The organism is Pedobacter sp. AC190 (assembly GCF_979258025.1).
In genome coordinates, this window is the sequence record NZ_OZ409824.1 from 2670719 (window position 1) to 2697256 (window position 26538).

The 26538-nt window shown below is 39.9% G+C and carries 23 protein-coding genes; 11 read left to right on the forward strand and 12 right to left on the reverse strand.

Translation table 11 applies throughout. From position 1 onward, the window contains the following. Nucleotides 1–37: 37 nt before the first annotated feature. The 5 genes from ACZZZI_RS11755 to ACZZZI_RS11775 all read left to right on the forward strand — a co-directional run bounded on the left by ACZZZI_RS11755 (nucleotide 38) and on the right by ACZZZI_RS11775 (nucleotide 8675). The gene (locus tag ACZZZI_RS11755; RefSeq protein WP_463489510.1) at nucleotides 38–1210 is read left to right on the forward strand and encodes a FecR family protein; all 1173 of its coding nucleotides are present in this window, start codon (nucleotides 38–40) and stop codon (nucleotides 1208–1210) included. A 216-nt stretch (nucleotides 1211–1426) separates the two neighbouring features. Further along, on the forward strand, nucleotides 1427–4783 hold the full coding sequence (locus ACZZZI_RS11760; protein WP_316755436.1) for a TonB-dependent receptor: 3357 nt from the start codon (nucleotides 1427–1429) through the stop codon (nucleotides 4781–4783). Nucleotides 4784–4795: 12 nt separating this feature from the next. Continuing rightward, nucleotides 4796–6304, forward strand: coding sequence for a RagB/SusD family nutrient uptake outer membrane protein (locus ACZZZI_RS11765; protein ID WP_463489511.1), 1509 nt, complete (start codon nucleotides 4796–4798; stop codon nucleotides 6302–6304). Nucleotides 6305–6315: 11 nt separating this feature from the next. Next, nucleotides 6316–7737 (forward strand): PKD domain-containing protein, encoded by a 1422-nt coding sequence (locus ACZZZI_RS11770; protein WP_316755439.1) that lies wholly within the window; start codon nucleotides 6316–6318, stop codon nucleotides 7735–7737. Between the two features lie 68 nt (nucleotides 7738–7805). Continuing rightward, nucleotides 7806–8675: a glycoside hydrolase family 16 protein gene (locus ACZZZI_RS11775; protein WP_316755441.1), complete on the forward strand. Its 870-nt coding sequence runs from the start codon at nucleotides 7806–7808 to the stop codon at nucleotides 8673–8675. A gap of 186 nt (nucleotides 8676–8861) precedes the next feature. Here the strand turns inward: ACZZZI_RS11775 and ACZZZI_RS11780 are convergent, their stop codons facing one another. After that, nucleotides 8862–9383 (reverse strand): hypothetical protein, encoded by a 522-nt coding sequence (locus ACZZZI_RS11780; protein ID WP_463489512.1) that lies wholly within the window; start codon nucleotides 9381–9383, stop codon nucleotides 8862–8864. A 134-nt stretch (nucleotides 9384–9517) separates the two neighbouring features. Here ACZZZI_RS11780 and ACZZZI_RS11785 point away from each other — a divergent pair, with 134 nt between their 5' ends. Next, a complete protein-coding gene (locus ACZZZI_RS11785; protein ID WP_463489513.1) occupies nucleotides 9518–10573 on the forward strand; it encodes a serine hydrolase domain-containing protein in 1056 nt (351 codons plus the stop codon). Nucleotides 10574–10589: 16 nt separating this feature from the next. Here ACZZZI_RS11785 and ACZZZI_RS11790 read toward each other — a convergent pair whose 3' ends face one another. Then, nucleotides 10590–10982 (reverse strand): winged helix-turn-helix transcriptional regulator, encoded by a 393-nt coding sequence (locus ACZZZI_RS11790; RefSeq protein ID WP_316755447.1) that lies wholly within the window; start codon nucleotides 10980–10982, stop codon nucleotides 10590–10592. Between the two features lie 101 nt (nucleotides 10983–11083). Here ACZZZI_RS11790 and ACZZZI_RS11795 point away from each other — a divergent pair, with 101 nt between their 5' ends. After that, nucleotides 11084–11461, forward strand: coding sequence for a DoxX family protein (locus ACZZZI_RS11795; protein WP_463489514.1), 378 nt, complete (start codon nucleotides 11084–11086; stop codon nucleotides 11459–11461). 202 nt (nucleotides 11462–11663) lie between these two features. Here ACZZZI_RS11795 and ACZZZI_RS11800 read toward each other — a convergent pair whose 3' ends face one another. The 3 genes from ACZZZI_RS11800 to ACZZZI_RS11810 form a co-directional block, all read right to left on the reverse strand. After that, entirely contained in the window at nucleotides 11664–12923 is a 1260-nt protein-coding gene (locus tag ACZZZI_RS11800) for an MFS transporter (RefSeq protein WP_463489515.1), read from the reverse strand. Between the two features lie 17 nt (nucleotides 12924–12940). Beyond that, entirely contained in the window at nucleotides 12941–13375 is a 435-nt protein-coding gene (locus ACZZZI_RS11805) for a MarR family winged helix-turn-helix transcriptional regulator (RefSeq protein WP_463489516.1), read from the reverse strand. A 117-nt stretch (nucleotides 13376–13492) separates the two neighbouring features. Beyond that, a complete protein-coding gene (locus tag ACZZZI_RS11810) occupies nucleotides 13493–13696 on the reverse strand; it encodes a hypothetical protein (protein WP_424059684.1) in 204 nt (67 codons plus the stop codon). 151 nt (nucleotides 13697–13847) lie between these two features. On the opposite strand from ACZZZI_RS11810, the gene ACZZZI_RS11815 reads away from it, so the two are divergent. After that, entirely contained in the window at nucleotides 13848–14723 is an 876-nt protein-coding gene (locus tag ACZZZI_RS11815; RefSeq protein WP_463489517.1) for an oxidoreductase, read from the forward strand. An 86-nt stretch (nucleotides 14724–14809) separates the two neighbouring features. Then, entirely contained in the window at nucleotides 14810–15613 is an 804-nt protein-coding gene (locus ACZZZI_RS11820; protein WP_463489518.1) for a helix-turn-helix domain-containing protein, read from the forward strand. Between the two features lie 315 nt (nucleotides 15614–15928). Here ACZZZI_RS11820 and ACZZZI_RS11825 read toward each other — a convergent pair whose 3' ends face one another. The 5 genes from ACZZZI_RS11825 to ACZZZI_RS11845 form a co-directional block, all read right to left on the reverse strand. Further along, on the reverse strand, nucleotides 15929–16540 hold the full coding sequence (locus ACZZZI_RS11825; RefSeq protein WP_316755464.1) for a GIN domain-containing protein: 612 nt from the start codon (nucleotides 16538–16540) through the stop codon (nucleotides 15929–15931). A 273-nt stretch (nucleotides 16541–16813) separates the two neighbouring features. Then, the gene (locus ACZZZI_RS11830) at nucleotides 16814–18148 is read right to left on the reverse strand and encodes a paraquat-inducible protein A (protein WP_463489519.1); all 1335 of its coding nucleotides are present in this window, start codon (nucleotides 18146–18148) and stop codon (nucleotides 16814–16816) included. A gap of 33 nt (nucleotides 18149–18181) precedes the next feature. Continuing rightward, complete coding sequence (locus ACZZZI_RS11835) at nucleotides 18182–19507, reverse strand: paraquat-inducible protein A (protein ID WP_463489520.1); 1326 nt, start codon at nucleotides 19505–19507, stop codon at nucleotides 18182–18184. Nucleotides 19508–20041: 534 nt separating this feature from the next. Then, a complete protein-coding gene (locus ACZZZI_RS11840) occupies nucleotides 20042–20728 on the reverse strand; it encodes a MarR family winged helix-turn-helix transcriptional regulator (protein ID WP_463489521.1) in 687 nt (228 codons plus the stop codon). 17 nt (nucleotides 20729–20745) lie between these two features. Further along, entirely contained in the window at nucleotides 20746–21939 is a 1194-nt protein-coding gene (locus tag ACZZZI_RS11845; RefSeq protein WP_463489522.1) for an oxygenase MpaB family protein, read from the reverse strand. Nucleotides 21940–22719: 780 nt separating this feature from the next. Between ACZZZI_RS11845 and ACZZZI_RS11850 the strand changes: the two genes are divergently transcribed. Beyond that, nucleotides 22720–23103 (forward strand): hypothetical protein, encoded by a 384-nt coding sequence (locus ACZZZI_RS11850; protein WP_344767824.1) that lies wholly within the window; start codon nucleotides 22720–22722, stop codon nucleotides 23101–23103. A gap of 174 nt (nucleotides 23104–23277) precedes the next feature. Then, entirely contained in the window at nucleotides 23278–23532 is a 255-nt protein-coding gene (locus ACZZZI_RS11855; RefSeq protein WP_344767822.1) for a cyclic nucleotide-binding domain-containing protein, read from the forward strand. A 27-nt stretch (nucleotides 23533–23559) separates the two neighbouring features. Here ACZZZI_RS11855 and ACZZZI_RS11860 read toward each other — a convergent pair whose 3' ends face one another. Both ACZZZI_RS11860 and ACZZZI_RS11865 read right to left on the reverse strand, forming a co-directional pair. Beyond that, complete coding sequence (locus ACZZZI_RS11860; protein ID WP_463489523.1) at nucleotides 23560–24852, reverse strand: excinuclease ABC subunit UvrA; 1293 nt, start codon at nucleotides 24850–24852, stop codon at nucleotides 23560–23562. Next, nucleotides 24846–26063, reverse strand: a complete 1218-nt coding sequence (locus ACZZZI_RS11865; protein ID WP_463489524.1) for an excinuclease ABC subunit UvrA — start codon at nucleotides 26061–26063, stop codon at nucleotides 24846–24848. Before ACZZZI_RS11865 ends, ACZZZI_RS11860 begins: the two co-directional genes overlap by 7 nt. Nucleotides 26064–26538 lie beyond the last annotated feature (475 nt).

The window sequence follows — 26538 nt, forward strand, 5'->3', positions numbered from 1 at the left end:
ACCTACATGTGTTTAATTAGCCAAATATATTTTAGTGATGAATAAACCTGAAGTTGAAAAACTTTTAAAAAAATACAAAGACGGACTTTGCACCGAGCAAGAAAAGGCTTTGGTAGAATCTTGGCATCTTTTGGAACTTTCAGAAAAAAAATCTGACTTAAAGCAAGATGAAATTATCGATGCTAAAAATAAAATCTGGCAATCCATAGAAGAACAAACTGCATTAAATAAAAACAAGAATTACAAACTCTGGATTACAGTTGCTGCGGCTGCGATTGTTTTGTTTTTTATTGGATTTGTAATTAATAATCGGGTTAAAAATCAATTTGGCGAAGAAAACATTGCTAGTAATAAGCTGGAGGCGATAAAGCCAGGCGGCAATAAGGCCACTTTAACCTTGGCCGATGGTTCTAAAATTTCGTTAACCGATGCAACAAACGGCGTAATTGCGAAACAGGCTGGTATTAAAATCACCAAAACAAATAATGGCGAGTTAATTTATACAGTCGTTTCCAATGATGATGCTAAAACAAAAAAATCTTTTAATACCATAGAAACCCCTCGGGGCGGTCAATATCAAATCAACTTACCAGATGGTACCAAGGTTTGGTTAAATGCCGAGTCATCATTAAAATATCCAACAACTTTTAACGATGCAGAACGAATCGTTGAGCTTAAAGGCGAAGCGTATTTCGAAGTAGCCAAATTAACACACAAAAAAGGTAGTCGGGTTCCTTTTAAAGTCAGGAGCGAAGTTGGCGGAGGCCGAAACCAAATGGTAGAGGTGTTGGGTACCCATTTCAATATAAATGCCTATAGCGATGAGCCAAATAATAAAACCACTTTACTTGAAGGTAGCGTTAGGATTGTAAATCTTAGCTCTTTAGCTTCAAACATATTAAAACCAGGGCAGCAATCTATAATTGCGGCTTCATCTCCATCAGTTTTAATTAGAAATGTAGATGCTGAAGATGCAGTGACCTGGAAAGATGGCTTTTTTAGTTTTAACGATGAAAATTTACAAACCATCATGAACAAAATTTCACGTTGGTATAATGTTGATGTTTCTTATCATGGTGGAAAAATGGATAAGCTTTTTGGGGGTAGAATTTCAAGATTTAATAGCGTAAACGAAGTTTTGGAAACCTTACAGGCTACCGGAGATGTTCATTTTAAAATAGAAGGAAGGAGGATTTTAGTTATGCCTTAAACCTATACTTTTCTTCATCACTTTGTGATGATTTTAGAATATAGCGTAACTAAAAAAACCGGAAGCGCGGCAACGCTCCCGGAATATAATTAAGGCTTTATTCTAATCGTAAAATTGTGAGATACAACTATTATAAACCTAATAACCAAATATATGAATTTTTATACTGAATGGTTGCCCAACCCTAAGGGCCGCCTATCTAAATTTTTGTTGATTATGAAATTGACTTTTGTCTTATTAATCACTACGTTTCTTCAAATCAGTTATGCTGCTAAGGCGCAAAACGTAACACTTTCAGAAAAAAATACAACACTGCTTAATGTTTTTCGTAAGCTAAATAAGAGTGTAGGTTATAGCTTTTTATATAATACAGAACTGTTAAAAGAAGCTAAGCCGGTAACAATCGACATTAAAAATACCGATATAGGGGAAGCTTTAAGGCTGATTTTTAACGAACAGCCTCTAGGTTACACCATAAAAAACAACACCATTATTATTCATAAAAAATCTTTAGATGGAACGCTTTTGTTATTGAGAGCCTACATCGATATTAAGGGTAAAGTGGTAGATGAAACCGGAGCACCAATGGTTGGGGCGAGCGTAAAAGTGAAAGGAACAAACCAGGGTATAATGACTGATGCCACGGGTTCTTTTGTTTTAAAAACGGTTGAAAATAATGCAATTCTTGTGGTATCGTACATCGGTTACGAGAATAAAGAAGTTAGTGCAACCGCTACTGGAGATTTAACCATTCAGATGGTTCCACAGGCAGGTGTTCTTGCCGATGCAGTGGTAATTGGTTATGGCACGCAAAAGAAAAGCGTTGTAACGGGTGCAATTTCTCAGGTTAAGGGAACTGATCTGGAAAATATGCCTGTTGTTCGTATAGAACAGTCTTTACAGGGTCGTACCTCTGGCTTAACCATTACAACAGCTTCTGGTCAGCCAGGAGAAGGCGCAACATTACGTATTCGTGGTACAACTTCAATTAATAATAGCGATGCTTTATACATTGTTGATGGTGTGCAGGTTGGTGGAGGTATAGATTACCTTAATCAGGCAGATATCGAATCGATCGAGGTTTTGAAAGACGCAGCATCTGGAGCAATTTATGGAGCAAGAGCTGCAAATGGTGTAATTATTATCACTACGAAAAAAGGAAGTAGAAACAGCAAAATGGCTGTCAATTACAATACTTATTTGGGTACGCAAGCGCCAGCAAGAAAATTAGATTTATTAAATGCTACACAATATGCTACAATTTATAATGAAGCAGAGTATGCGAAAACACCAGGGTTAGCTACCCCAAGATTTCCAAACCCAGCGCAATTAGGTGTTGGTACGGACTGGCAGGCTGCTGTTTTTAATAATGATGCAAGAATTCAAAATCATGAATTAAGCATGAGTGGCGGCAATGAAAAATCGACTTACTATACATCCTTTGGTTATTTTGACCAGGATGGAATCGTAGCAACAAGTAATTCTCAATACAAAAGATTTACAGCACGTTTTAATTCAGAACACCAGTTAACCAAAGCAATCAGGTTCGGACAAAACATTGGTTATACACGCACTAATTCTGTTGGCGTTGGTACCAATACAGAATATGGCTCGCCATTAAACAGAGCAATTAATATCGATCCGATTACACCAATAGTTGAAACAGACCCGGCAAAATACGGTGCAGCACCATATATTGGTAATCCTGTAGTAAGAAACGAAGCTGGTTTTCCTTATGGAATTTCGCAATATGCACAATCAGAAATCTTAAACCCTGTTGCTGCACTACAAGTTGCACAAGGGAAAGGATGGTCGGATAAGGTGGTTGCAAATGCTTTTGTTGAAGCCGAAATCATTAAAGGCTTAAAAGTCAGGTCACAAGGTGGGGTAGATTTAGCCTTTTACGGTAGTGAGAGTTTTACGCCGATTTATTATCTGAATTCAATTAATCAAACCACGATCACCTCTTATAATAGAAATGCGAACAGAGGTCTTTTCTATTCATTGGAAAATACCATCAGTTACAACAGGCAAATTGAAAAACACAACATTACAGGTTTAATCGGTTATTCTTTCCAAAAAAACAGAGGCGAAACGCAAGGGGGAACCAAAGATGGTATTCCAGTAACCAATATTAAAGATGCTTCATTACAGTTCCCGGTTTCAAGGGCAAATGATGTATTTTATGGTGGCGAATACTTAAATACTTTAAACTCAGCTTTCGCTCGTTTAACTTATAACTATGATGAAAAATATCTTTTAACAGGTATTATCCGTAGAGATGGTTCTTCCCGTTTCGGACCAAATAATAAATTTGGTTACTTCCCTTCTGGCTCGGTAGGTTGGGTAGCCAGTAAAGAAGATTTCTTCCCTAAAAACCCTTATGTAACCTTTGTTAAATTCAGAGGTTCTTATGGCGTAGTCGGTAATGATAATATCGGAGACTTCAGATATCTATCTACCGTAAGTGGTGGTAGAAACTTTACACTGGGTAGTTCGGCAGGATTGGTTAACGGGGTTAGTCCTGATGCTTTATCAAACCCGGATTTAAAGTGGGAGCAAACTTCATCAACCGATATTGGTGTTGATATGAACCTTTTTGGCAACTTCACTTTAACAGCAGATTGGTATAAGAAAAAAACTACTGGTATGCTTTTGCAAATTGCCGTACCAGGTTATGTTGGTAATGCTGGCCCAATCGGTAACGTAGCCGATTTATCTAACAGAGGTTTTGAACTGGAGTTAGGCTATCAAAAAAGACTAGGCGAATTCTCGTTAAAAGTAAATGCAAATGGTGCATTTGTTAAAAATAATATCGATTTCTTAGGTGATGATAAAGAATATTTAGGCGGCCAAACCGTTACACCACAAGCTTTGGAAATTACCCGTACTAAAGTTGGTTATGCAATTGGTTCATTCTATGGATATAGAAGTGATGGTTTGTTCCAAAACCAGACGCAGATTAATAACTATAAAAATCAGGGAGGCGGTTTAATTCAACCAAATGCAAAACCTGGTGATATTAAATTTATTGATTTAAACGGTGATGGTCAGATCAACAACGACGATAGAGAAATCATCGGCAATCCTACGCCAGATTTCACTTATGGTATGACGGTAAACTTAGCCTACAAAGGTTTTGATTTAGTGGTACTTGGTCAGGGTGTTGCAGGTAATCAAATCTTTAATGCTTTAAGAAGATTCGATTTACCAACTGCAAATTACACAACCGATATTTTAAACCGCTGGACGGGTGAAGGAACAAGCAATACAATTCCAAGGGTAACTTTAGATGACACAAACCAGAACTATAGCCGTGTTTCGAGCATTTTCTTAGAAAGTGGTTCTTACTTCAGAATTAAAACTTTACAAGTTGGCTACACACTTCCTAAAAATCTGGTAAGAAAAGCAGGTTTAGATAAAGTAAGATTTTATGTAATGGCCAATAACCTGGTAACATTTACAAAATATACAGGCTACGATCCAGAAATTGGAGGTGGAAGTTATGGCGTTGATCGTGGTTTTTATCCACAGGCAAGAACCTTTTTTGCTGGTTTAAATGTTGGTTTTTAATTATTGTAAAAAATGAACAATAAAAATTTTAAGACACTAGCGGCAATAGTTGCTGTTATGTTAGTTTTTGTATCGTGTAAGAAAGAATATTTAGAGTTAACACCTAGAGGAACCGCTTTGGAAGATAACTTTTATAAAAATGAAGGCGAGGTGATGCAAGGTGTTATTGCCGTTTACGATGTAATACAATGGGGTACAACAGGAGGTTACACGATGAAAATGCCTTTGTTAAGCGCTGCATCCGACGATTGTTTTGCAGGCGGTAGTAATGCTTCCGATCAGCCGAACTGGGTTGCCTACGATAACTTTAATATGAATTCTAGCGTTGGTCCTCAGGTTGGTTTATGGAATAAAAACTATAGTGGAATTAACCGGGCAAATGTACTCTTAAGTAAAATCGATAAAGCGACAACACTTAGTGCTGCTTTTAAAACAAGGGTAACTGCCGAAACTAAATTCCTGAGAGCTTATTTTTACTTTGATTTGGTAAGATGGTTTGGAAACGTCCCCCTTATTACCAAAGTTTTGGAAACAAGCGAGCTATATGCCCAAACGCAATCTACACCTGCTCAGATTTATGCGCAGATCGAAAAAGATCTAAGAGATGCGATTCCAGGGTTACCAATTACAATTTCAGATGCTGAAAAAGGAAGGATTTCTCAGGGCGCTGCAAAAGCACAACTAGGCAAGGTTTTACTTTATCAGAATGATAATGCAAAAATGACCGAGGCTGCAACTTTATTTGAAGATATTAATAGAGTTGGAAATCCTTACGGATACTCATTGCTGCCAAACTATGCTGATATCTTTAACCCGGCAAATAAATTCAATGCCGAGGCTATTTTGGAAATTCCTCATTCAAACAATGCTGCCTGGTCTGATTGGGGTTACATCAACGGTGGAGAGGGAAATGTTGGAACTCAGTTTGTTGGTATGGATAGCTATAACGGCGATACTTACTCAAGCGGATGGGGTTTTTGCCCGATAACTTTAGATTTGGTTAATGTAATGAAAAACGATCCTCGGTTTGCCGCAACCATTATAGATGGGGCTGCATTAAAAGCCGCAGGTGCAACTTACAATGGCCGTTATCAAAACACTGATTATTTCATTAAAAAATACGCGCCTTTAAAAGCATTTCGCTCGGCGAGTGGGGTTGCAGAACAAAACTGGCCAATTGATGAAATTGAAATTCGTTTGGCAGATACGTATTTAATGCAGGCAGAAGCTTTGATTAGAGGTGGCGGTAGCGCCGCTCGTGCTAAAAAACTGCTGGATGCGGTAAGAGCCCGAGTTGGTTTAGCTTCGATTCCAGCAACGCTTGATAACATTTATGCCGAGCGCAGATTAGAACTTGCTACAGAAGGCCATCGTTTCTTTGACTTAGTCAGAACGGGTAGAGCTGTTGCTGTTTTAGGCCCATCGGGATACAAAGCCGGCAAAAGCGAGTATTTACCAATCCCTTTAAACGAAATCGAAGTTACCAAAGGCGGTATTAAACAAAATCCAGGTTACAACTAAACGGTATTGAAATGAAATTATTTAAAAACAAAATAAATGTATCAATCTTGCTTAGTCTGGGTTTGATATTTAGCATACTGGTTTCTTGCAAAAAGAGCGAAACCACTAAAGATATTGGTATTCCGCCAACGGCTGCAGAAATTCAGTTTAATGCAACGCCTACAGCAGCAAATCCAAATATCATCGCTTTTAAAAGCATATATAATGGGATTAATGCCCATTGGGATTTTGGCAATGGCGCTACTGCCGATGGAAACGATGTCCAGTCATCTTACCCTATTGCAGGTACTTACACAATTAAGTTAACCGTTCTGGCCGATGGTGGTTCTGTTTCAACAACTAAAACCGTTACCATTGCATCAACCAATACCAGTATGCTAAGCGATCCAGCTTATACTTTGCTCTCAGGTGGGGTGGCAAATGCTGCGGGTAAGGTTTGGGTAATCGATCAGACTCAACCAGGTCATTTAGGCGTGGGCCCGGTAACTTCACAAGCTCCCGATTGGTATCAGGCTGGCCCGAATGAGAAAGCAGGATTAGGTTTTTACGATGATGAAATGACCTTTGCAATGGGCTCAACATCTCTTAAATACACTTACGCTAACAACGGAACTACATTTGCCAATGCATCAAACGCAACTGGTATTGGTGGCCCTGTTGGTAGCAACGATCCGACTGTAAATTACACCCCTCCAACAAATCTAACCTGGATTTTAAATGATGTAGCAGGTGTTAAATACATCAACATCAGTAATAATGGATTTATCTCTTACTATTTAGGGGTATCATCTTATCAAATTCTATCCCTAACAGCCGATGAAATGTGGTTAAGATGCCTTGATAAATCTAATGCAGGTAATGCATGGTATTTAAAATTAATCAGGAAAGGTTATGTCAGACCAATAGTTCCACCTGTGCAAAAACCAATACAGGCCGCCAATTTATCTGATGATTTTCAAGCGGCAACTGGTATGGCCTGGGTAGCTGAAAATATAGATTATAACCACAGTTACGATAATCCATTTAAATTCCCTTCAAATACGTCATCAAAAGTGGCTTATTACGAAAAAAGAACAGGGAATGATGGTCAGTATGGAAATTTAAACATCACACTGCCTTATCGTTTTGATCTGGCTGCAAAAAATAAAATCCGACTAAAAGTATTTATCCCTGGCGGAAATGATTTTACAAAAGTTGCACCTACGGTTTCGGTTAAGTTACAAAACTCGTTACTGGGTGGTAATGCTTACACCACTCAGATCGAGATTGTTAAAACCATCACTGCCGCTCAATATAATACATGGATACAACTGGAATTCGATTACTCAGCTTCTGCAAGTCAAACCTTGTACGATAAAATTGTGGTTCAGTTAGGTGGCGAAGGACATCCAAATCCAGGTATATTTTATATCGACGATTTCGAGTTTAAATAATAAGCATACAAGCAGTTTGAAGTTATTTTTCAAACTGCTCTTTTAATTTTTTTAAAATGATGGATTCAGTGAAGTACTTTAAAAAAGCGGCCTTTACAGCATTGGCGATTACGGCAATAGGATTAACATCCTGCTCGAAAAAAACACCAGAGGGTGGGCCAGTTTATGTGCCACCTGTAGCGGTAACACCCGTTGATAAAGGTTGGGTTTTCGACACTACACCAGCCTGGAGCGATGAGTTTACCAACGTAGGCGCCCCATTAACTTCTAACTGGGATTACGATACAGGCGGTAGCGGCTGGGGAAATAACGAGTTGGAATATTATACAAATACAACCAACAATGCAAGTGTTGCCAATGGGATTTTGAGTATAACAGCTAAAAAGGAAAGTATGGGCGGGATGAATTACACATCATCGAGAATGGTGACACGAGGGAAGTTAGATGCCTTGTACGGCCGATTCGAGATAAAGGCTAAGCTGCCTTCCGGAAGAGGCACCTGGCCTGCAATTTGGATGTTACCAACCGAGAGAGCCTATGGTGATTGGCCAAAATCAGGTGAAATCGATATTATGGAACATGTTGGTTACGATCAGGGTAACGTTCATTTTTCTACCCACACCGAAGCTTATTATTTTAAAATCAATACCCAAAAAACCATCACAAAGAAAATTGATGATGCAAGTACAGCTTTTCATGTTTATCGGGTAGACTGGACACCATATGCAGTAAGGGGATATTACGACGATGTTAAAGTATTTGAATTCGCAAACGAAGGGACAGGTTACAAAGCCTGGCCTTTTGATAAGAAGTTTCACCTTCTTTTAAATGTCGCGGTTGGTGGCGATTGGGGTGGAGCACAAGGCATAGATGATTCCATCTGGCCACAAAAAATGGAAGTCGATTACGTTCGGTATTATAAAATGATCGAAAAATAGGCTTCAGGTTAGTTTAATTGTAAGCCGTCAAGAAATTGGCGGTTTTTTTATATTCTAGAAAAATAAAAACTCTTAAAAAAAGAACGGGGATAAATCATACCGACCTATCCCCGTCATCTAAATTAACGCTCTCATATATATAAACAACCAAAAAGGCGAATTATTATACCGAGGTGAAAATATTTTTTATTTTTTTACCGCTGGTTTTTTTGCAGCTGCTTTTGGTTTCTTTTCTGCTACTGGAGCTTCTTCAGTTATTTCTGCTTTTTTCTTAGCAGGCGCTTTTACTTTTTTAGGCTCATCAGTAGTTTCTGTAGCTTCAACTTCTTTTTTCTTAGCGGGCGCTTTTGCTTTTTTAGGCTCATCAGTAGTTTCTTTAACTTCAGCTTCCTTTTTCTTCGCAGGCGCTTTTGCTTTCTTTACTTCTTCAACGGGTGCTTCTACGACAACTTCTGCTACTTTAGGCTCATTAGCCTGTTGTAAATAAATTGCTAAAATTTGTTTTAAATAAACCTCTGGCTTGGGCATATTAATAATTGTATCAGGCTCTTTATCCTGAGATTGTTTAATATATGCCGATTTAATCTTACCCCAATCTTTAGAATAAAGTCTGATAAACATTTCAACAAACTGTTCATCTGTATATTTTTTAGGCAACCTACCCAGCACTGCCTGAATTTTTTCTTCTTTTTTATGTAATACCGCCATCGATTTTATTTTCAGCAAAGATAGCCTATATTACAGATAATCATCTAAATAATACGGTTTAAACTTTTTTTTGATTTGATGGTCTCACCAATATGAAGCAATTCTGCGCAATAACCATAATGGTATGCTACTGTATGATCTCGTTTTCCCTGCAGTTGAAGGCACAAAATTTCGATAAAGTAGATGCCTGGCTTAATACTCATGCGGGTGCGATGGGCGGCAGGGTTTATCTGCTGCTCTATAAAGATGGAAAAGTGGTGTATTCTAAAGGCGTAAGCGAACTCAGCGGTAAGCAAAAAATACTTGGTAAAATCCTGGCAAAAAGGCAAGGTAATGCGGCCGATTTTAGCGATTATACCGCTTCAACCAAACAACAAATTGCAAGCTGCAGCAAATGGTTAAGTGCAGCCCTGGTTATGACTTTTGTTGATGAAGGCAAACTAAAACTAAGCGATACCGTTGGCAAGTTTCTCCCGGTGCTTACCAGAAATGGAAAGGGAAATATTACCATCAGCGATTGCCTGTCTCACCTGACGGCTATAAAATCGCCCGATTTAAAAGAAAGTTTAAACCAAATGCGCCAAACGGGCAGCATGGATGAGGCAATAGAAAAAATTGCCGCTTTACCAATGGAAGGAAAGCCTGGAAAGGTATTTCGCTACAGCAATACAGGTTTGCAAATTGCAGGCGCAGTTATCGAAAAAATAAGTGGTAAAAGTTTCCAAACTTTATTTGCCCAGCGCCTAGCGAAACCCTTAGATATGAAAAATACCGATTTCGGGAACGGAAAAGTAGCACTTCCGGCAGGAGGAGCTAGCAGCACACCGAACGACTATATGAATATGTTAATCATGTTGCTAAACAAGGGCACCTTTAATGGTAAAAGGATTTTATCAGAAAATAGCGTAAACCAAATGCAGGTTAACAGGGTAACAAGCGATGTGCTCAAAGCTTACGCACCAACCGAGGCGGGCAATTTTGGATACGGCTACGGCGAATGGATAATGCAAAATAATACGGGCAATCAGCCGAGTATTGCCCTTACCAGCCCTGGTTTATTTGGTAGCTTCCCGTGGATTGATAATCAGAAAAAAACAGCAGGGTTTTTAATGGCTTTTTATCTCCATAATAAAGGGCGACACGAATATTATGTAACCTTAAAAAAGCTGGTAGATGAAGCGCTGCAATAAATAGCATCTTTTTAAATTAAGCCAAAACCTCTTCTAAAACAGGGGCGGTTTTTCTATTCATTACCAGTCTTTCTCTATGTTGCATTCCCCAATTCCTCAGCTCATCAATTACCCGATCCAGCGAACCACTATATTCGGTTAATTCGTAAGTTACCGTCACGGGCGTAGTGGAAAACACCTTGCGAATCACAAACTCATTCAATTCTAAATCTTTCAGCTCTTTCGATAAAATTTTAGGCGTAATGTCGCCAATCGATTTCTGAATCTCATTAAAACGCTTCGGGCCATCCTGTAAAGTAAGTATTAAAGGCAGTTTCCATTTCCCATTTAATACATAAAGCGCATCTTTTACCGCGTTTAAACTAGCGCTACACGTTTCTTTAGTATGGTTTTCTTTCCTAAATGCCATGGTGTAAAGTTAAAAGCTTTCCTAAACGATACCGCTATCCTTTTGGAAAGTAATATCTTTTAGATAGTAAAAGTACATAAGTTTACATCAAAATAAAGAACATGAACACAAAAACAATTAAAATTACTTATTGGATATCAACGGCTTTAGTTTCGTTAATGATGATTTTCTCCGCTTATTCCTACTTCACTAGTCCCGAAGTTAAACAGGGTTTCCAGCATCTGGGTTTCCCCGATTATTTTAGAGTAGAGTTAGCCATCGCAAAAATATTAGGCGCAATTATTTTGCTCTCCCCAATTAAAGAACAAGTAAAAGAATGGGCCTATGCTGGTTTCGCAATTACTTTTATTTCTGCATTTATAGCCCATACCGCATCGGGCGATCCTATAAACAATCGCATCGGACCAATTGTGTTCTTGGTGGTTTTAGCGCTGTCGTACTTTACTTACCACAAAGCAAAATCAGTTGCAACTCTATAAAAAAATATGGGCGTTCCTCCAATCCCGAAAAGAGGGATTGGAGGCGGGCTTTCCAGGGCTTCGCTTCGCTGCGGTACCGATAAAAAAATCGGTACTAAACCCTTACAATCCCTAACGCGAAAAACCCCTCAATTTGTAAAGGTATAGTTCACTAATTTCCTGATAACCGCTATTCGGTTTTTGATCTATAGCCGTATTATAGTTAAATTTTTTCCAAAACAAGCTCACTTACAGGTTTAACAGCCTGTTTGTTTTTAATTTCTCCTTTAAATAATCTTCGGTACGATAAACAACCAATCAATACAGCAATCGCACCCTGGAATAACACGGTGTTTTGCGTGCCAATAAGCTGCGAAATACTGCCGATAACAAGTCCGCCCAGCGGTTGCATGCCAAAGAAGGCCATTGCGTAAAAGCTAATCACACGGCCACGCATATTCGGGTCTACAGTAGTTTGAATTAAGGTATTACTTATTGTAATTTGCGACATCATCCCAAAACCAGAGATCGTTGCAAAAACCAATGCAACAGGATAAAATGTGGTGTGAGAAAACAAAGCCAAACCCGCACCAAATATTAAGGTGTTAATGGCTAATATTTTTCTTAAATTCTTTCCAGGCTTTAATGAAGCCAGAAATATAGCACCTGTAAATGCACCCAATCCAATCACACTATCAATTACCCCAAATGTAGAAGCTGTTCCTTTAAAAATGTCTTTAGCATAAACAGGAATTAAAGTGCTAAACGGCAGTACAAATAAGCTAATCAGCGCCAGCATAATTAAAACGTAAGCAATAGATGGTGTTGCTTTTATATAGGCAAAACCCTCTTTCAGCTCGCCTATTACATTTTTAGTATGCGGTTTTGAAATGTATTTTGGAAGCCTCATCATCATTAAAGAGCCAATAACGGCAATAAAACTCACCGCGTTTAAACCAAAACAAACATCATCACCTAACTTTTCTAAAGCCAAACCTGCCAGGCCAGGACCAATTAACCTCGAAAGGTTTACCATCGATGAGTTTAGGGCAAGCGCATTGGGCAAATCTTCTTTATTATCAACCATCTCGTAAACCAGCGATTGCCTTGCGGGTACATCAAAAGCATTAATCAGCCCCAGTAATGCACTTAGCGCAATAATTTGCCACATCTGGTAATCCTTGGAGAAAATTAAAATGGTCATTAAAACGGCCTGCACCATCGAGGCAATTTGTGTAATTAAAAGCAGTTTATACTTATCATACCGATCGGATGCAACACCGCCAATAAACGAGAAGATGAAGGATGGAAACAAGCTGGCAAAGAGCGTAAGCCCAAGCATGAAATTAGAATGTGTTTGTTCGTAAACAACCCAGCTTACGGCTGTTTTCTGCATCCATGTTCCAATTAAAGAAATGGATTGTCCGCCAAAGTAAAGGCGGTAGTTTCGACTCTTAAATGCATTAAATGTGCTGATGTTCATAATTCAAGGCCATCTGATTAGAAATTAACCAGTTTCGTTAAAGGACCTATAGCTTCTTTTAAAATTAATTGTTCTTGTTCTGTGCAAACTTCTGCAATGGCTTTGCTTAGCCATTCATCGCGTTCGTGCCTCACTTGTTCGAGCATTTCCTTACCCTGTGCCGAAATGGAAATATGAACCTTCCGCTTATCGTCCGGCGAAGCCGTTTTAGATACTAAATGGAGTTCGCTAAGGTGACTTAAAATAGCACCCATAGATTGAGGCGTTATTTTTTCGATAACAGCAAGTTCGGCAGAGAGCAGATATTCATTCTGTTCCAGCAGAACCAGAATAGATCTTTCTGTTTGCGAAAGAACAGTGTCTGAAGGAGAAAGCTTTCGTAGTTTTCGATTGAGTCTGGCTAAAACCGGGCGAAGTGCCGAAGCGATTGAATTACTTTTTTCTGTACTCATTATTGTAAGTAAAACTTATAAGTTTACCTTACAAATATAGCATAATATCACCTATAGATAAAAACAATAAAATTAATTTACATTAAAAAGATAACCTGTTTTGAAGCTTTAAGCCTGCTACTTCCAGCCCTTTTGCATTTTTTTATAGGCCTTTTTACTAACTTTCGAATGCTTTTTCGAACGCGATTTGCCTTTTTTCTTGCGGGCATTAATGTTATTTACCAGGGAATTTTTAACGCCTAGTTTATTTTTCTTTGTACCTTTTTTCTTTGTACCTTTTTTCTTCTTTTTGTCAGTCGACTTCTTTTTACCTTTTGCCATTTTCGCTTTTAATAATCTGCTGATGATAACATCTAAAGGTGAAGAAAGGTTTAATAAAATGATTGAGCTTTAGAGCAAAATAGATTGAGCCTCTAAACAAAACAGCAATGCACTAAGCAAGCTAACTTTGACTTAAATAAAAATTAAGACAATGGAAAAAGTTTGGTTTATAACAGGTAGTTCCCGAGGATTGGGAAGAAGCCTAACAAAAGCAGTTTTAGCAAAAGGAGATCAGGTAGCCGCTTCAGCAAGAGATATAAATTCATTAAAAGATTTGGTTGAAAAATATCCAGGGCAGATATTTCCGATCACTTTAAACGTAACCGATTACGATCAGGTACATTTCGCGGTAGAATCAGCAATTAAACATTTCGGTCGAATCGATGTGCTGGTAAATAATGCAGGTTTCGGAATTGTAGGTGCAGCAGAAGCTTTCACAGATGAACAGGTTCGCAGTCAGCTCGAAACAAACCTGTATGCACCCATCGAAATCACCAGAGCTGTTCTGCCTTTTATGCGCAAACAAAAATCTGGGCGAATACTTCAAATATCTTCGATAGGCGGTAGGGTTGGTAACGCTGGCGTAAGCATTTATCAGGCAGCAAAATTTGGATTGAGTGGTTTCAGCGAAGTGCTGGCCAAAGAAGTAGCCGATTTAGGGATTTTAGTTACCAGTGTAGAACCAGGTGGCTTCCGTACAGATTGGGCAGGTGATTCAATGACTTATGCCGCCAAAATTGAGGGTTACGACCTGGTAGATAAAAGAAGTGATTTCTTCCAAAGTGGAGATTTTATCCCAATGGGTGATCCTGAAAAAGCAGCCAGGGTAATGATCGATTTGGTTGATCACCCACAGCCACCCATTCATCTAGTTTTAGGAAGCGAAGCAATAGGAATGCTTAAACATGCCGATGCCAGCAGAAGCGAAGAAATGGAAAAATGGATGCAGGTAAGTTTATCAACCGATCATGATGAATCGACAAATTTTCTCGATTCAGAACTGGGTAAATCTTTTACCAAAAAATAATTGATCAGTTCAATAATGAGGTGGTGGTTTTTACCACCCCCTTAATTAATTTGTTTCTATCAAAATCATAATGCTAAATTTAACCTATGGCAAATCATCCTGAGCGTAAAGGCATCCTTTTTTCCTGCTACCATCAAAAAAGCAGCGAGGGTGAACAGTTTATTCCCAATCATACCTTCGGATATGTAATTTCAGGTAAGTCAGAAATATTTATTGGCGGCAAAAAATACGTTTTTAATGAAGGCGATTTTAGATTCTTCAGAAGAAACCAGTTAGCGAAGTACACCAAATTCCCGGCGGCAAATGGCCACTACAAGTCAGTTTCGATAATTCTCGATCAGGAAACGCTCCAGGCGGTAAGTACCGAATATAACTTACAAATGCAAACCCCTAATTACAGCATATATGGATTAGAACTCGAACCTAAAAAGTTATTACAAACCTTCATGGAATCGATAACACCATTTTTAGATCAGAAAAATAATTTTAATGAAGCACTTACCTCTTTAAAAGTTAAAGAAGCGATCCTAACTCTGCTGCAAACCAATCCCGAATTAAAAGATGTACTCTTCGATTTTACAGAACCAGGCAAAATTGATCTGGAGGCTTATATGAACGAACACTACAAGTTCAATGTAGATATTTCCAGATTTGCTTATTTAACAGGCAGAAGCTTGGCAACTTTTAAAAGAGATTTCGAGAAAATATATCAGACCTCGCCAAGTCGCTGGATTCAACAGAAAAGATTAGCAGATGCACACTACCTTTTAAAGGAGAAAGGTTGGAAATCATCTGATGTGTATATGGAGGTTGGATTTAAAGATTTTTCTCACTTTTCATTTGCCTTTAAAAAAGCTTATGGGATATCCCCATCCAAATTAAGCGCATAAAGAAGGCACCAGCCATTTGGCAGGTGTGTGAAGGTAATTACTTGGAAATTTTACATAATAAATTGGTAGCCAAAGCTCCTTTTTGTGCTAGAGTAGCGCTGCGGGATAGACCATGGTGACCGGCTCTGCCAGGCTACCAACGCTTTGAAATAGGGTAAGCGTTGGTAGTTAAAATCGGTAGAAAAAATAGCAAGGTCATTTTATAGCACACCAGTTTAGATAATAGTTCCAAAGATATGAGCCCTGGAGAAAACTTCATTAAATAACAAAGCCGCCTTAATGGGCGGCCAAATTATAACAAGAAGTTTGTTTTTTTTATTTTGCTAAATTCATGGCATTTTGTTCAGCTGCCATAATCGCTTCCGAGGCATAAGAAGCTGATCGTTGACTTGCAAAATTATTAAGCTTCAAATTTTTCTGATTACTTGCGATGATCGTGCTCTGATCAGCAGTACCGTTTAGTTTCAATACCGCATCATCATTCACTACTGAATATAAACTTGCGGTTGTAGTTTTGATCCTAGCTGTAGCACTATGGTGTAAGAATAACTGCAGGTATTTTACATCCAGGTTATTAGTGGTTATCACTTGCGACTGACCGTAAGCTTCTATTCTTTCTAAATTTTTAACAGTAACGTTAAGGGTAACCTCACCAGTTTCGGTTGAATTAACAACTAGAATTTTACCATTGCTATAAACCGAAGTTTTTGCAGGGTTAAAGTTTTCTCCGCCCTCTACAGATTGTTTATCGCCCTGCGTTAAAACGATTTTTACATTCCCACTTACCCAAATCCTGTCAAAAGTTTTAATTGAAGATGTTTTTATATCTGTTGTAACAGGCTCGGTGGCGAGCGTTACCATAGCTGAAGAAGTTAATACTACTGCTGTTAATGCTGCTGCGAATAATGTTTTTGCTAATGTTTTCATGACTGTATGTTTTAGAGATTTGCTTATGTTTTTTGTTAATAAGACGACCTCAACCCCCAAACGTTGCATGCAAAAACGCAGTATTATACCAGCAAGAGCAACCAATAGACCAACGCCTGTAATTCCTCGACCAACGGCATTACTAAAATAATATAATATTTCCCATGTTGATCCCTAGAGCATAAAATGTGCCTAGCGATTGATCTGGGCAGAGTACTAACGGCAATTATTGAAATATATATGTCCTGACTCCACTTAACGAGGACCTTCGGGCTAACATGGCCCATTCCGCTCATCAATACGCTTCAATAAATAAGAAAGTAGCTTTGCAAACGCAACATAAGCGACAAATACAAAAAAACCTGGCTGCAAAGCAGAATTATTTTCGGTAACCGTTTTTAGCGTATCATTTTCAATATTTAAGCCTGAAAGCTGACTCTTCAATATTCCGTTTAGCCCGATGTAAGTCATGGCGATACCAACAACCATTACATCTGCCATATCCCACTTACCCAGATCGAATGCCATAAAGCGAAGCACTTTTGGGTTTTTAAATAAGTGACTGCAGGAAATGTGTATGGCCCTGGCTAATAAGCGAAGCAGTGGCAATACGACTACAAACACCATCAGCAACACCCCAACTAATACCGCATCTGGTTTAGGCTGCTCGATTAGTGTACTTATAATACCAATTATACTTTTACTCTGGAAAAACAATACCTGGTTGGTAAAAGCCAGTTTATCACCCATTAAGGCAAACTCCAGCGACTGGATCCTGGCATCCACCTCTATAATAGGGGAAATTACGCCAACTGCTAATAACACCACCGCAAACAACAGAGACATAATAAATAAGGGAACATGCAGGTGCGCCCGTTTCCTGAAAATGAGCCAGAGTAGCAAAGCAATCGCCACCGATATAATCATCACGAAAGCATATTGATGACTGGAGTCTGTAATCTGATCAAGCTTTGCCTTTACAACCTGATCAAAATCGGTCGAATTCTTAACCTTATATTTTTGGTAAATGGTTTGCTCAACGGTTGTGATGGTGGTATCTGTACGATCGTAAGTTTGAGCCTCGAGTTCATCAACCTTGCTGGTAGCAATGCCCTTAATCCTTTTTAAACTTGCCGGACTGGTAATTTTTACCACAATAGTGCGGGCAAAAGAGGGAACCTGCGCATGGAGTTCATCCACATCTACAAACGCATCAAAAGCAAGTTTTTTAAGCTTCGACCCAAGGCCCTTCTTCGGCTTGGTAAAATCAGCCACGGCTTTATTGACCATACCATGCAATTCCTTTTCTACCTGTTCCTGCATGTCGGCCTTTTGCTTGCCGGTGAGCTTAAAGCCCTTCACCCGCCGATCTACAACGGCCGAGATTTTTTCGCCCCATCTGTCAACAGAGAAAATGCCAAAAGTAATGTTATTGGACAGGCTGTAATCTTCCTTAATGCGTTTCTGTTCAAAAGCGAGCTGATAAAAACGGTATCCCGAAAAAGCCGTCGCCAATAACAGTATAGATAAGCCGGCAATCAGCAGGGCAGGTGCCCATCGGCTTTTTTTTGCTGATCTCTCGGAAGTAGAATTTGTGTTGGTCGCCATAAAAATTAATCAAAAAGCGTTAAGCATAACCCGTTAATGCGCATCATGTGGTGTAATAAACTTTAAAATTGTTGACAGGATAAGCCCATACAGCACAAAGCTGATGAAGATAATGTAACCTGGCTGTAGTGCGGTATTATTGGTGGTGAGAATAGTTAGCGAATCATTTTTAATGTTCAGCGCCTGCAATTGTCCCTCCAGCAAACCATTTAAACCGATATAGGCCATCAGTATGGCAATTACTATCACATCGGCCATGCTCCACTTGCCCGATTGAAAAGCAAAATATTTCACGATGCCATTCTCGGCCAGTTTTTTTCTGCCCAAAAGGTGTATGCCTGTAGAGCTCAGTTTAACTACCGGGAAAAGAATACTAAAAGCCAGTATCAGCACCCCAACGAGAATCGAATCTATACCAGGCTGCCCGATTAATACCCGTACCACATCCATAATGCTTTTGCTCTGGAAAAACAGTACCTGATCTTTAAAGATTACATGCTCGCCCAGCAATACAAAATCGAGGGAACGGATACGGGCATCTACCTCAATCATTGAGGCGGTAAGTCCGACGGCCAGCAAAATAAAGGCAAACAGTAAAGACATCACAAAAAGTGTTACATGCAAATCCCGTCGGCCTCGCAAAGCCCACCATAAGAAAAGCACCACAGTAATACAGGCCAGCATACCAAAAGAATAGGTATAGGTTTTACTGCGGATATCGTCCAGGGTTGCCGTTAACTTTTTATTGAGTTCATCGGTAGAATTTACCTGGTAGCGGCCATACATAGCCTTTACTGCAGCATCTTTTGCTACAAAGGCACTATCCGAACTTTCTTCTTCAGCCAGCTCGTTAAATTCGCCGATGGCCATTTTACTTAGCTGCCGCTTATTTTTGGGGTTATCTACCTCGGCAATAATGGTGCGTGCGAAACCTGGGACCTGGGCTTTTATACTATCAGAGTTTACAAAGTTTTTAATGGCAAACTTCTGTATTTTACCGCTAATGGTTTTCTTAGGTTTATTTACCAGTGCCTCCGCCTTATCAATTAGGGCAAGCAAAACCTTTTCTACCTCGCTTTGCAAGACCTTCTTCTGCGTTTTAGTCATTTTAAGGTTGCGCACCTGCTTATGCACAATCCTGGACACATTATCCTTCCACTGCTGCACCGAAAACAGCCCATAGGTGATGTTGTTGATGTTAGAATAATCTTCCTTAATCTGCTCCTGCTGCCCGGAAAGTTTATGCAGCTTAAGCCCGAAATATCCTTCTGCACCCAGCAACATTGCCAGTGCCAATATGAGCAGGATCTTAGGGGTGTAAGATTTCCGTTCTGCCGTGTCTTTTCTTTGTGTTTCCAAGCTGTTTTGTTTTGGTTTACCTAACATTAGCGATACGGGGTGGCTATTTTTGAAAAGCCAAAGGCCGCATTTAGTCGGGTCTATCGGCAAATAAAACCAACAAGGGAAAAAAAGGTTTTGTCAAGCATCAAATATTTTATACGCAGATATTTAGTAGCATTAACCTGCGATGAATAGTGACCAACTCAACTTTAATAAAAGGGAGAAGATATTTGACGAAAATCAGCTTAAGAATACAGTAAATATTAAAACAGTAAGGAGGGATTTGCTTAAAATAGCATATTAGGCTAGCAGAGGTTTTTAAACTGGAAAAAAAGCAAATGATGCATCTCTTTGCACGGGTTACCGGATTTGTCTTCATAAGTTTAAAAAATACCCTCCCGTTAAACTGATCTAGCCGGGGAAAGACAAAAAATAAAAAAGCTAGTTGCGATTTTATATGTTGTTTCGACTTAACTAAAAAGCAATAATATTCTGCTTGATAAAATTAGAATGAAAAGGTAGTAATGAAAATATTCAATGTGAGTTTTGCTTTCACTTTGATGGCAGACTATCTTCAATAAAGTTCTTTAAATCTGATTTGCTCAGGATGGTTTTCTTCTGGTAATGATGGAGATGAAAATCTTCAAGTTTTTGAAGGAGGTACCCTAGGGTTAACTTTTCGCGAAGGCTTAGCTTTCCGCTTATCATTTTGCCAACATTGTTCATGTCGACAAATACGCTATACAGCAGTTCCCTTCCCTGGTCAGTTATTGCGATATGTTTACTTCTTTTATCATGAGCATCATTCCACTGACTTACTAAGTCTGCAGCTATTAGCCGGCGGATCACCTCTGTGCCAGATGTTTTCTCCTGCAGGTTATGTTTTATAAGTTCGGTTTTAGATAGATGGTCATGCGTCATCAGGATCGCGAGCGCGGTAAAATCTTCCGGGGTAATTAACGGGGTTTCTTCTAACGCTTTCTTGATATACATTTTAGCATAACGGCTCATAAATACGAGTAGCCGGCCGATGTTGTTATCCAGCTGATAGGCAACTTCAAGTGCTTTTTTATCACTATTCCCGAATCTAACCTCTGGGTTTATATCCATTACTGAATTTTCAGACCTATTGAGTAGAAAACCAGTAAAATGCTGAAGCGATATTTCCTTTTCAGGCTGTTCTTCCTCAAGTTCTTCAACGAGAGTAATTAACTGATGGATAAGGTGATAAGATTTCATGTTAGTGGCTCATTGGGTTAAGAGAATTCCCTCTGCTGAAGTTCCCTATTCTGTTTTTTGAAGGCGCTGTAGGCCTTATAATAAAGATGATTGCTATTGCCCTCTCTACTAAAGCTTTTGAAAAATTTCATCGCTCTTAACAGGGTTAGCTTATATCTGGGTAATTCTGGTCCGGGGACTTTGAGCATGTCTGCAACATCACTACCCAACAGGTGCCGCATTAAGCCAAGTATATCGTTGTTACTCACTTTGCGTCTGTTTACTTTTAAAATGTGCTCTATAAGGGATTTTGTAAGTTCCTGCCCATGGGTAGAACTCCGAAAATGGCGCTTTTTAATTGCCAGATCGAGCTGTGTAGCCATTTTCCCGTTTTCTGGCAACAAGTCTTCGTCCAATCCACTGAAATAGCCCACCACCTTCCAGATGTGCAGAAATGCAATCTGTTCTGCATTGCTTATCTGAACACCCAGTTTACGCAGACCGCGAACTACGATTAAGGAAAAGGAAAGGTTTGTGCCGGCCATATCTTCCTGGTTAATTGGTGTGCCCAGGTTTTCATCCCACGTTCCACTTTGTAGCGTATAAAAGCGCACAGCCGAATGCACCAGGCGTATACGCAGGATATCGCTAAAAGCACTCCCGCCTTTAGCGAAAGCCTCAGGAGCCATCACATCCCATACAAAAACCGCAGTATCATAAAGGCGTTTTGTCGTTTGTTTTCTTATCTTCTCTGATAGATACAATACCATCGCCCCGTCGGCGGCGGTGTAGCAGTAAGGAAGCGATAATAAACCGAGTAAGGTCATAATATCCTGCGCGTGCTGCGCGAAAAAGGCCTGACCTGCGCTGATTAATTTTTTATCGGCCCATAGCGGTAATTCTCTGGCACAGGCGATAAACTCAAAGCCGGGAAACATCGAATCTAAATCGGCTGCTGTTGCCTTTCCTTCGAGCCAACGCCTTAACTGGTGTTTTCTCTCCTGATCGGCGAACACATAATTTATAAATGCATCAGCCGCCGGATCGCCAGTTTGCCGTTTTAAATTTAAAAATTCCTCGTTATAGATTCCCTTTACCATTATTTTAATCAATTCAAACTTCTGTTTGTACCGATAATAGTCACCATCGTCTGCTAAGAGAAAAGAAATTGAGTCGATACCCTCAAAACTTTCAGTCACCTCGCTTTCAAAAGCCGCTCCGCCTTTGAACAATTCCGCAGAATTTGCTCTTTAATTCGCCTATTCAGTTTACAGTTGTATAAGATTTATTTTGCTAAAATTTCACTAGTTGAATTTAGGTAAAATTAATACAATATTGTATCAAAATAGTTTTAATGATGGGAAAACATCCTATTTAGAGTCCGTGTTTTATAACTTTTTTAGGAGGGCGAAATTCGGCGCTATATTGCTCGGTGAAAAGGGGATACATCGAAAGAGTAAATATTGCTTTGTTTTTTGCCGTATTTTGAAGTAATCCATGCAGACAAAAACGCGTTAATATACCTGCCATCTTTGACTAAATTGCATTTGCAAAACCAAATGACTAAAAAAACTCACGGCATAATACTCAAAAAGCATTGTTGTTGCGCTTAAAGGTGATCGCTGAGATTTATGAACTAAATTTCTCTAACACAATAAAACTCATCCTGAGCTCACCGAGATAGAAAAAAGTAGGGAAAAAAAGTAATTTACTTAAGCAATTAGCAACAACAACAGACACATTTACCCTAATTCTATTACAATTACCGGGATTATTTACCCTAATTCTGTGACAAGAAAGCAATTGATTTACCCTAATTTTGTGACAAATTGTAGTTTGAAATTAAAATTGGTCAATTCTTAGGTAAGGACGATTACGCAAATTGATGGTTGCCGAAACCATACTTTATTGAAAGTGACGACATCAAAAAGGAGGGCAAAAGTGTGCGGGGTATTTAAATTACTTGTATTTTAGATATTTGGAAATTAGTTATTACCCTTAAAATAAAGCAAATGAAAAGAATCCTGATTTTAATTTCCGCAATTATTACAGTTATCGGTTGTTCAAAGGAGAAGAGTAATGATCAGTTCGGGCCAGAAATTCGGTTGTCAAACAGCAGCCAACTTAACTTTAAAAACGTCATCGTTGATACTGGAACTGGGCAAGTAAATTTTGGTGACTTAGACTCGGGAAAGCAGACAGAATATAAAAAATTTACTAAGGCATACGGATATGCATTTGTCAAATTAGAAATTGACGGGAAGACTTACATAATTCAGCCAATTGATTTTGTTGGAGAGAAGCCTTTAACTGATGGTCGTTATGCTTACCAGCTTAGCATAAATGGGAATCCAGGTCAATACAGCGGTTTGAATTTAAAGTTGATTAAGGAATAAATACGTTATACCTCTAATCCATGGAAACCCTTTTACTCAGAAAGCTGGTAAATTTCATGTTCGTACATTTTCCCATTTTTAGAATAATTGAACATAAGCGTTTAGACTGCTGGCTTAATTGAAACCACAGCACTCAGAAAAGGAAAATTACATTTTTAGATCTATATTGTAGCAATGGCAAAAGAAGAGCTCATCAATTTCGTTAAGGCGAATATTCCCAACATTAGCGTTACCCCGGCGGGGCTTGAAACCATTGCTGCACATTTCGAGGAAATCGAGTTTTCAAAAAATGAATTTCTTTTAAAACAGGGAAAGGTAAGTGACTATTATTATTTGGCATCAGGTTTTCTAAGGGCTTTTACTTTCGATGAGGTGTGTATTACTACCGAAAAATGTTCTCAACTCGTAGCGAGGGAAAAAATGGAATAAATTTATTTACTTTTTTTTTGATCGCTGCTAGGTTTGAATTGGATCTAAATATTGTTGAAGAAAAGGTGCCGTTTTGCTTTCCTTCACGCTGGTTAGGCCATTTGCTGGTCCGGAGAATAGGATCTTACCTCCCAGATCACCCGCGCCAGGACCGATATCAATGATCCAGTCGCTTTGGGCAATAACCTGCATATCGTGTTCAACAACAATGACTGTATTTCCCGCATCGACAAGACGGTTGAGCTGGATGAGCAACTTTTCAACATCGCCGGGGTGTAGGCCTGTGGTGGGTTCGTCTAAAATGTATAAGGCGGAACCACTCTGACTTTTTTGGAGTTCGGTGGCGAGTTTGACCCGTTGTGCCTCACCACCAGATAAAGCTGTCGCGGATTGCCCGAGCTTGAGATAACCTAAACCAACTTCCCGCAGTATCTCAAGCGAACGGTAAACAGCTGGATCCTGAGCAAAAAAAGTAAAGCCTTCATCGACTGTCATTTCCAATACCTGGGCAATATTTTTCTCTTTATAAATCACCTGTAGTGTATCGGGATTATATCTTGTGCCCCCACAGGTTGGGCATGGGGTGTAGACGCTCGGTAAAAAAAGGAGTTCGACCATGATGTAGCCTTCTCCCAGGCAGTGCGGACAACGGCCTTTGGCGACATTGAATGAAAACCTTCCGGCATCATACTTTCTCTTTTTTGCAAGAGGAGTACTGGCAAAACGTTTTCTGACCAAATCAAATAAACCGGTGTAGGTTGCCAGATTGGATCTTGGGGTTCTTCCAATTGGTTTCTGATCGACCACGATTAGTCTGGAAATCTTTTCCAGTCCCGAGGTAATTTTTCCCTGAACAGCAGGGGTTTTTTCGTTTGGTTGCAGGTCTTTTGCAGGCTCAGAATCCCCTTCAATTTGCTGACCCAGGCCATTGGCAACAAGCTCAACCAAAACCTGACTGACCAGGCTGCTCTTTCCCGATCCTGAAATGCCGGTGACGCAGGTCATTACCCCAAGGGGAAAGTCTATGTCAAGGTTTTTAATGTTATGGCGTGTTGCCCCATCAAGGCTAAGCATGGACAGGGGTTTGCGCGGGTCAGCTAAGGGGCGAGGTGCCCTATCAAAAAGAAAGTTGCCTGTCATGGACTTGCTGACTTTCTTAAGACCTTCAGGCGGACCGCTGTAGATAATCTCTCCGCCCTGCGAACCCGCGCCCGGTCCAACATCAATGATCCAGTCTGCATTTCTGATCACTTCGATTTCATGCTCGACGACAAAAATACTGTTGCCTGCCTTTTTAAGTTTGTAGAGTATGTTTAGCAATGCCTGGGTATCGGCTGGATGTAACCCCGCCGAAGGCTCATCGAGTACATATACAACTCCGAAGAGGTTGGAATGCACCTGGGTTGCGAGCCGAAGTCGCTGTAGTTCCCCGGGGATAGCGTTGGAGTACTGCGCTCAAGGGTAAGATAGCCTAAGCCAAGTTCAAGCATAACAGAAAGGCGTGAACTGATGTCTGCGGAAATACGTTGGGTGACAATTTGCTTTTCGTTCTTTGCCTCTTGGCTGGCATAATGATTAAAGATTTGTGAAAGAACCGAAAGCGGCAAACGGGAAACTTCAGCGATATCTTTACCTTCGAAGCTAACCGAAAGGGATTCTTTGTTTAGACGCTTACCCTTACAAATAGGACAGGTGGCACTGATCATATACTGCCTGACCCTGTTTCTCATCAGCTCGGACTGGCTGGAAGAAAACGTTTTAAGGATGTAGGGCTTTGCGCCGATAAAGGTGCCCATATAATCCGGCGTTCTTTTATCACGGATTGCTTTGGCGGTTTCTTTTGGCGTGAAGCCGGGATATACCGGAACTGTGGGCGTTTCCTGGGTAAAGAGTATCCAGTCACGATCTTTTTTAGCTAACTCTTTCCATGGCACATCCACATTGTAACCCATTGATACCAGGATATCCCTTTGATTTTGGCCCTGCCATGCTTTAGGCCAGGAAGCAATTGCACCTTCACGAATGCTAATATTGTCATCAGGAACCATAGTTTGCTCGTTTATCTCAAAGACACTTCCAAGTCCGTGACACTCCGGGCATGCACCTTGCGGCGTGTTGGGTGAGAACCCTTCCGCATATATAATGGATTGACCTTCTGGATAATCTCCTGCCCGGGAATAAAGCATGCGCAAAAGATTGGATAGGGTAGTGACGCTTCCTACAGAGGAGCGCGTACTGGATCCGCCCCGCTGTTGTTGAAGCGCTACCGCAGGTGGCAGACCTTCAATAGAATCTACCTCAGGTACACTCATCTGGTTAAAAAGCCGGCGGGCATAAGGGGAAACCGATTCGAGGTAACGTCTTTGGGCTTCAGCGTATAGCGTTCCAAAAGCCAGTGAGGATTTTCCTGATCCGGATACGCCGGTAAAAACCACCAGTTTATCCCGGGGGATTTCCAGACTGACATTTTTTAGGTTGTGCTCCCTTGCTCCGCGGACTAGGATCATCTCTTTACTGCTTTTTTCTCTCATGGAGGTTTCGCTTTGAAGTAACTAAGGTAATTTAGTTCTTTATGGTAATGTCTTTGCACAACGCCCGCAGCTTCCCAGCATCAAGGTTAGGTAAGCGAAAGCGTTAGCGTTTTAAAGCGCATACGCACGATGAATTAAACTACGGCAAAGCTGAAAAGTTTGGTTTGGGAATAAAAAATCAATTCGCAGTGTTAACCAGATGGCCTCAAAGCCCGCCGTCCAACTATAGTCAAATTTTCTACAACCAAAAATCTAAGCGCTATTTCAATTGAATCTGTTCTGGGCAGAAGTTGTGATAAGTATGAATAAAACAGGTGCAAATCCAACAAGCTTTTTTTATCGTGCTACTAAAATATTCAAGGTTTTCTCTTTCCATCTCAGTCCATTAGGGCATAGGTTTGGCTAAAATCTGTTGTAGCTTTTCCTACTTATCGTTTACAGCAAGCTGCTTGGAGATTGTTAATGGAAAGAGCGA

Excerpts from the sequence above, each read along its gene's own strand:
- ACZZZI_RS11755 (WP_463489510.1), top strand. The coding sequence starts at position 38 with ATGAATAAACCTGAAGTTGAAAAACTTTTAAAAAAATACAAAGACGGA.
- ACZZZI_RS11760 (WP_316755436.1), top strand. The coding sequence starts at position 1,427 with ATGAAATTGACTTTTGTCTTATTAATCACTACGTTTCTTCAAATCAGT.
- ACZZZI_RS11765 (WP_463489511.1), top strand. The coding sequence starts at position 4,796 with ATGAACAATAAAAATTTTAAGACACTAGCGGCAATAGTTGCTGTTATG.
- ACZZZI_RS11770 (WP_316755439.1), top strand. The coding sequence starts at position 6,316 with ATGAAATTATTTAAAAACAAAATAAATGTATCAATCTTGCTTAGTCTG.
- ACZZZI_RS11780 (WP_463489512.1), bottom strand. The coding sequence starts at position 9,383 with ATGGCGGTATTACATAAAAAAGAAGAAAAAATTCAGGCAGTGCTGGGT.
- ACZZZI_RS11785 (WP_463489513.1), top strand. The coding sequence starts at position 9,518 with ATGATCTCGTTTTCCCTGCAGTTGAAGGCACAAAATTTCGATAAAGTA.
- ACZZZI_RS11790 (WP_316755447.1), bottom strand. The coding sequence starts at position 10,982 with ATGGCATTTAGGAAAGAAAACCATACTAAAGAAACGTGTAGCGCTAGT.
- ACZZZI_RS11795 (WP_463489514.1), top strand. The coding sequence starts at position 11,084 with ATGAACACAAAAACAATTAAAATTACTTATTGGATATCAACGGCTTTA.
- ACZZZI_RS11800 (WP_463489515.1), bottom strand. The coding sequence starts at position 12,923 with ATGAACATCAGCACATTTAATGCATTTAAGAGTCGAAACTACCGCCTT.
- ACZZZI_RS11805 (WP_463489516.1), bottom strand. The coding sequence starts at position 13,375 with ATGAGTACAGAAAAAAGTAATTCAATCGCTTCGGCACTTCGCCCGGTT.
- ACZZZI_RS11810 (WP_424059684.1), bottom strand. The coding sequence starts at position 13,696 with ATGGCAAAAGGTAAAAAGAAGTCGACTGACAAAAAGAAGAAAAAAGGT.
- ACZZZI_RS11815 (WP_463489517.1), top strand. The coding sequence starts at position 13,848 with ATGGAAAAAGTTTGGTTTATAACAGGTAGTTCCCGAGGATTGGGAAGA.
- ACZZZI_RS11820 (WP_463489518.1), top strand. The coding sequence starts at position 14,810 with ATGGCAAATCATCCTGAGCGTAAAGGCATCCTTTTTTCCTGCTACCAT.
- ACZZZI_RS11825 (WP_316755464.1), bottom strand. The coding sequence starts at position 16,540 with ATGAAAACATTAGCAAAAACATTATTCGCAGCAGCATTAACAGCAGTA.
- ACZZZI_RS11830 (WP_463489519.1), bottom strand. The coding sequence starts at position 18,148 with ATGGCGACCAACACAAATTCTACTTCCGAGAGATCAGCAAAAAAAAGC.
- ACZZZI_RS11840 (WP_463489521.1), bottom strand. The coding sequence starts at position 20,728 with ATGAAATCTTATCACCTTATCCATCAGTTAATTACTCTCGTTGAAGAA.
- ACZZZI_RS11850 (WP_344767824.1), top strand. The coding sequence starts at position 22,720 with ATGAAAAGAATCCTGATTTTAATTTCCGCAATTATTACAGTTATCGGT.
- ACZZZI_RS11855 (WP_344767822.1), top strand. The coding sequence starts at position 23,278 with ATGGCAAAAGAAGAGCTCATCAATTTCGTTAAGGCGAATATTCCCAAC.
- ACZZZI_RS11865 (WP_463489524.1), bottom strand. The coding sequence starts at position 26,063 with ATGAGAGAAAAAAGCAGTAAAGAGATGATCCTAGTCCGCGGAGCAAGG.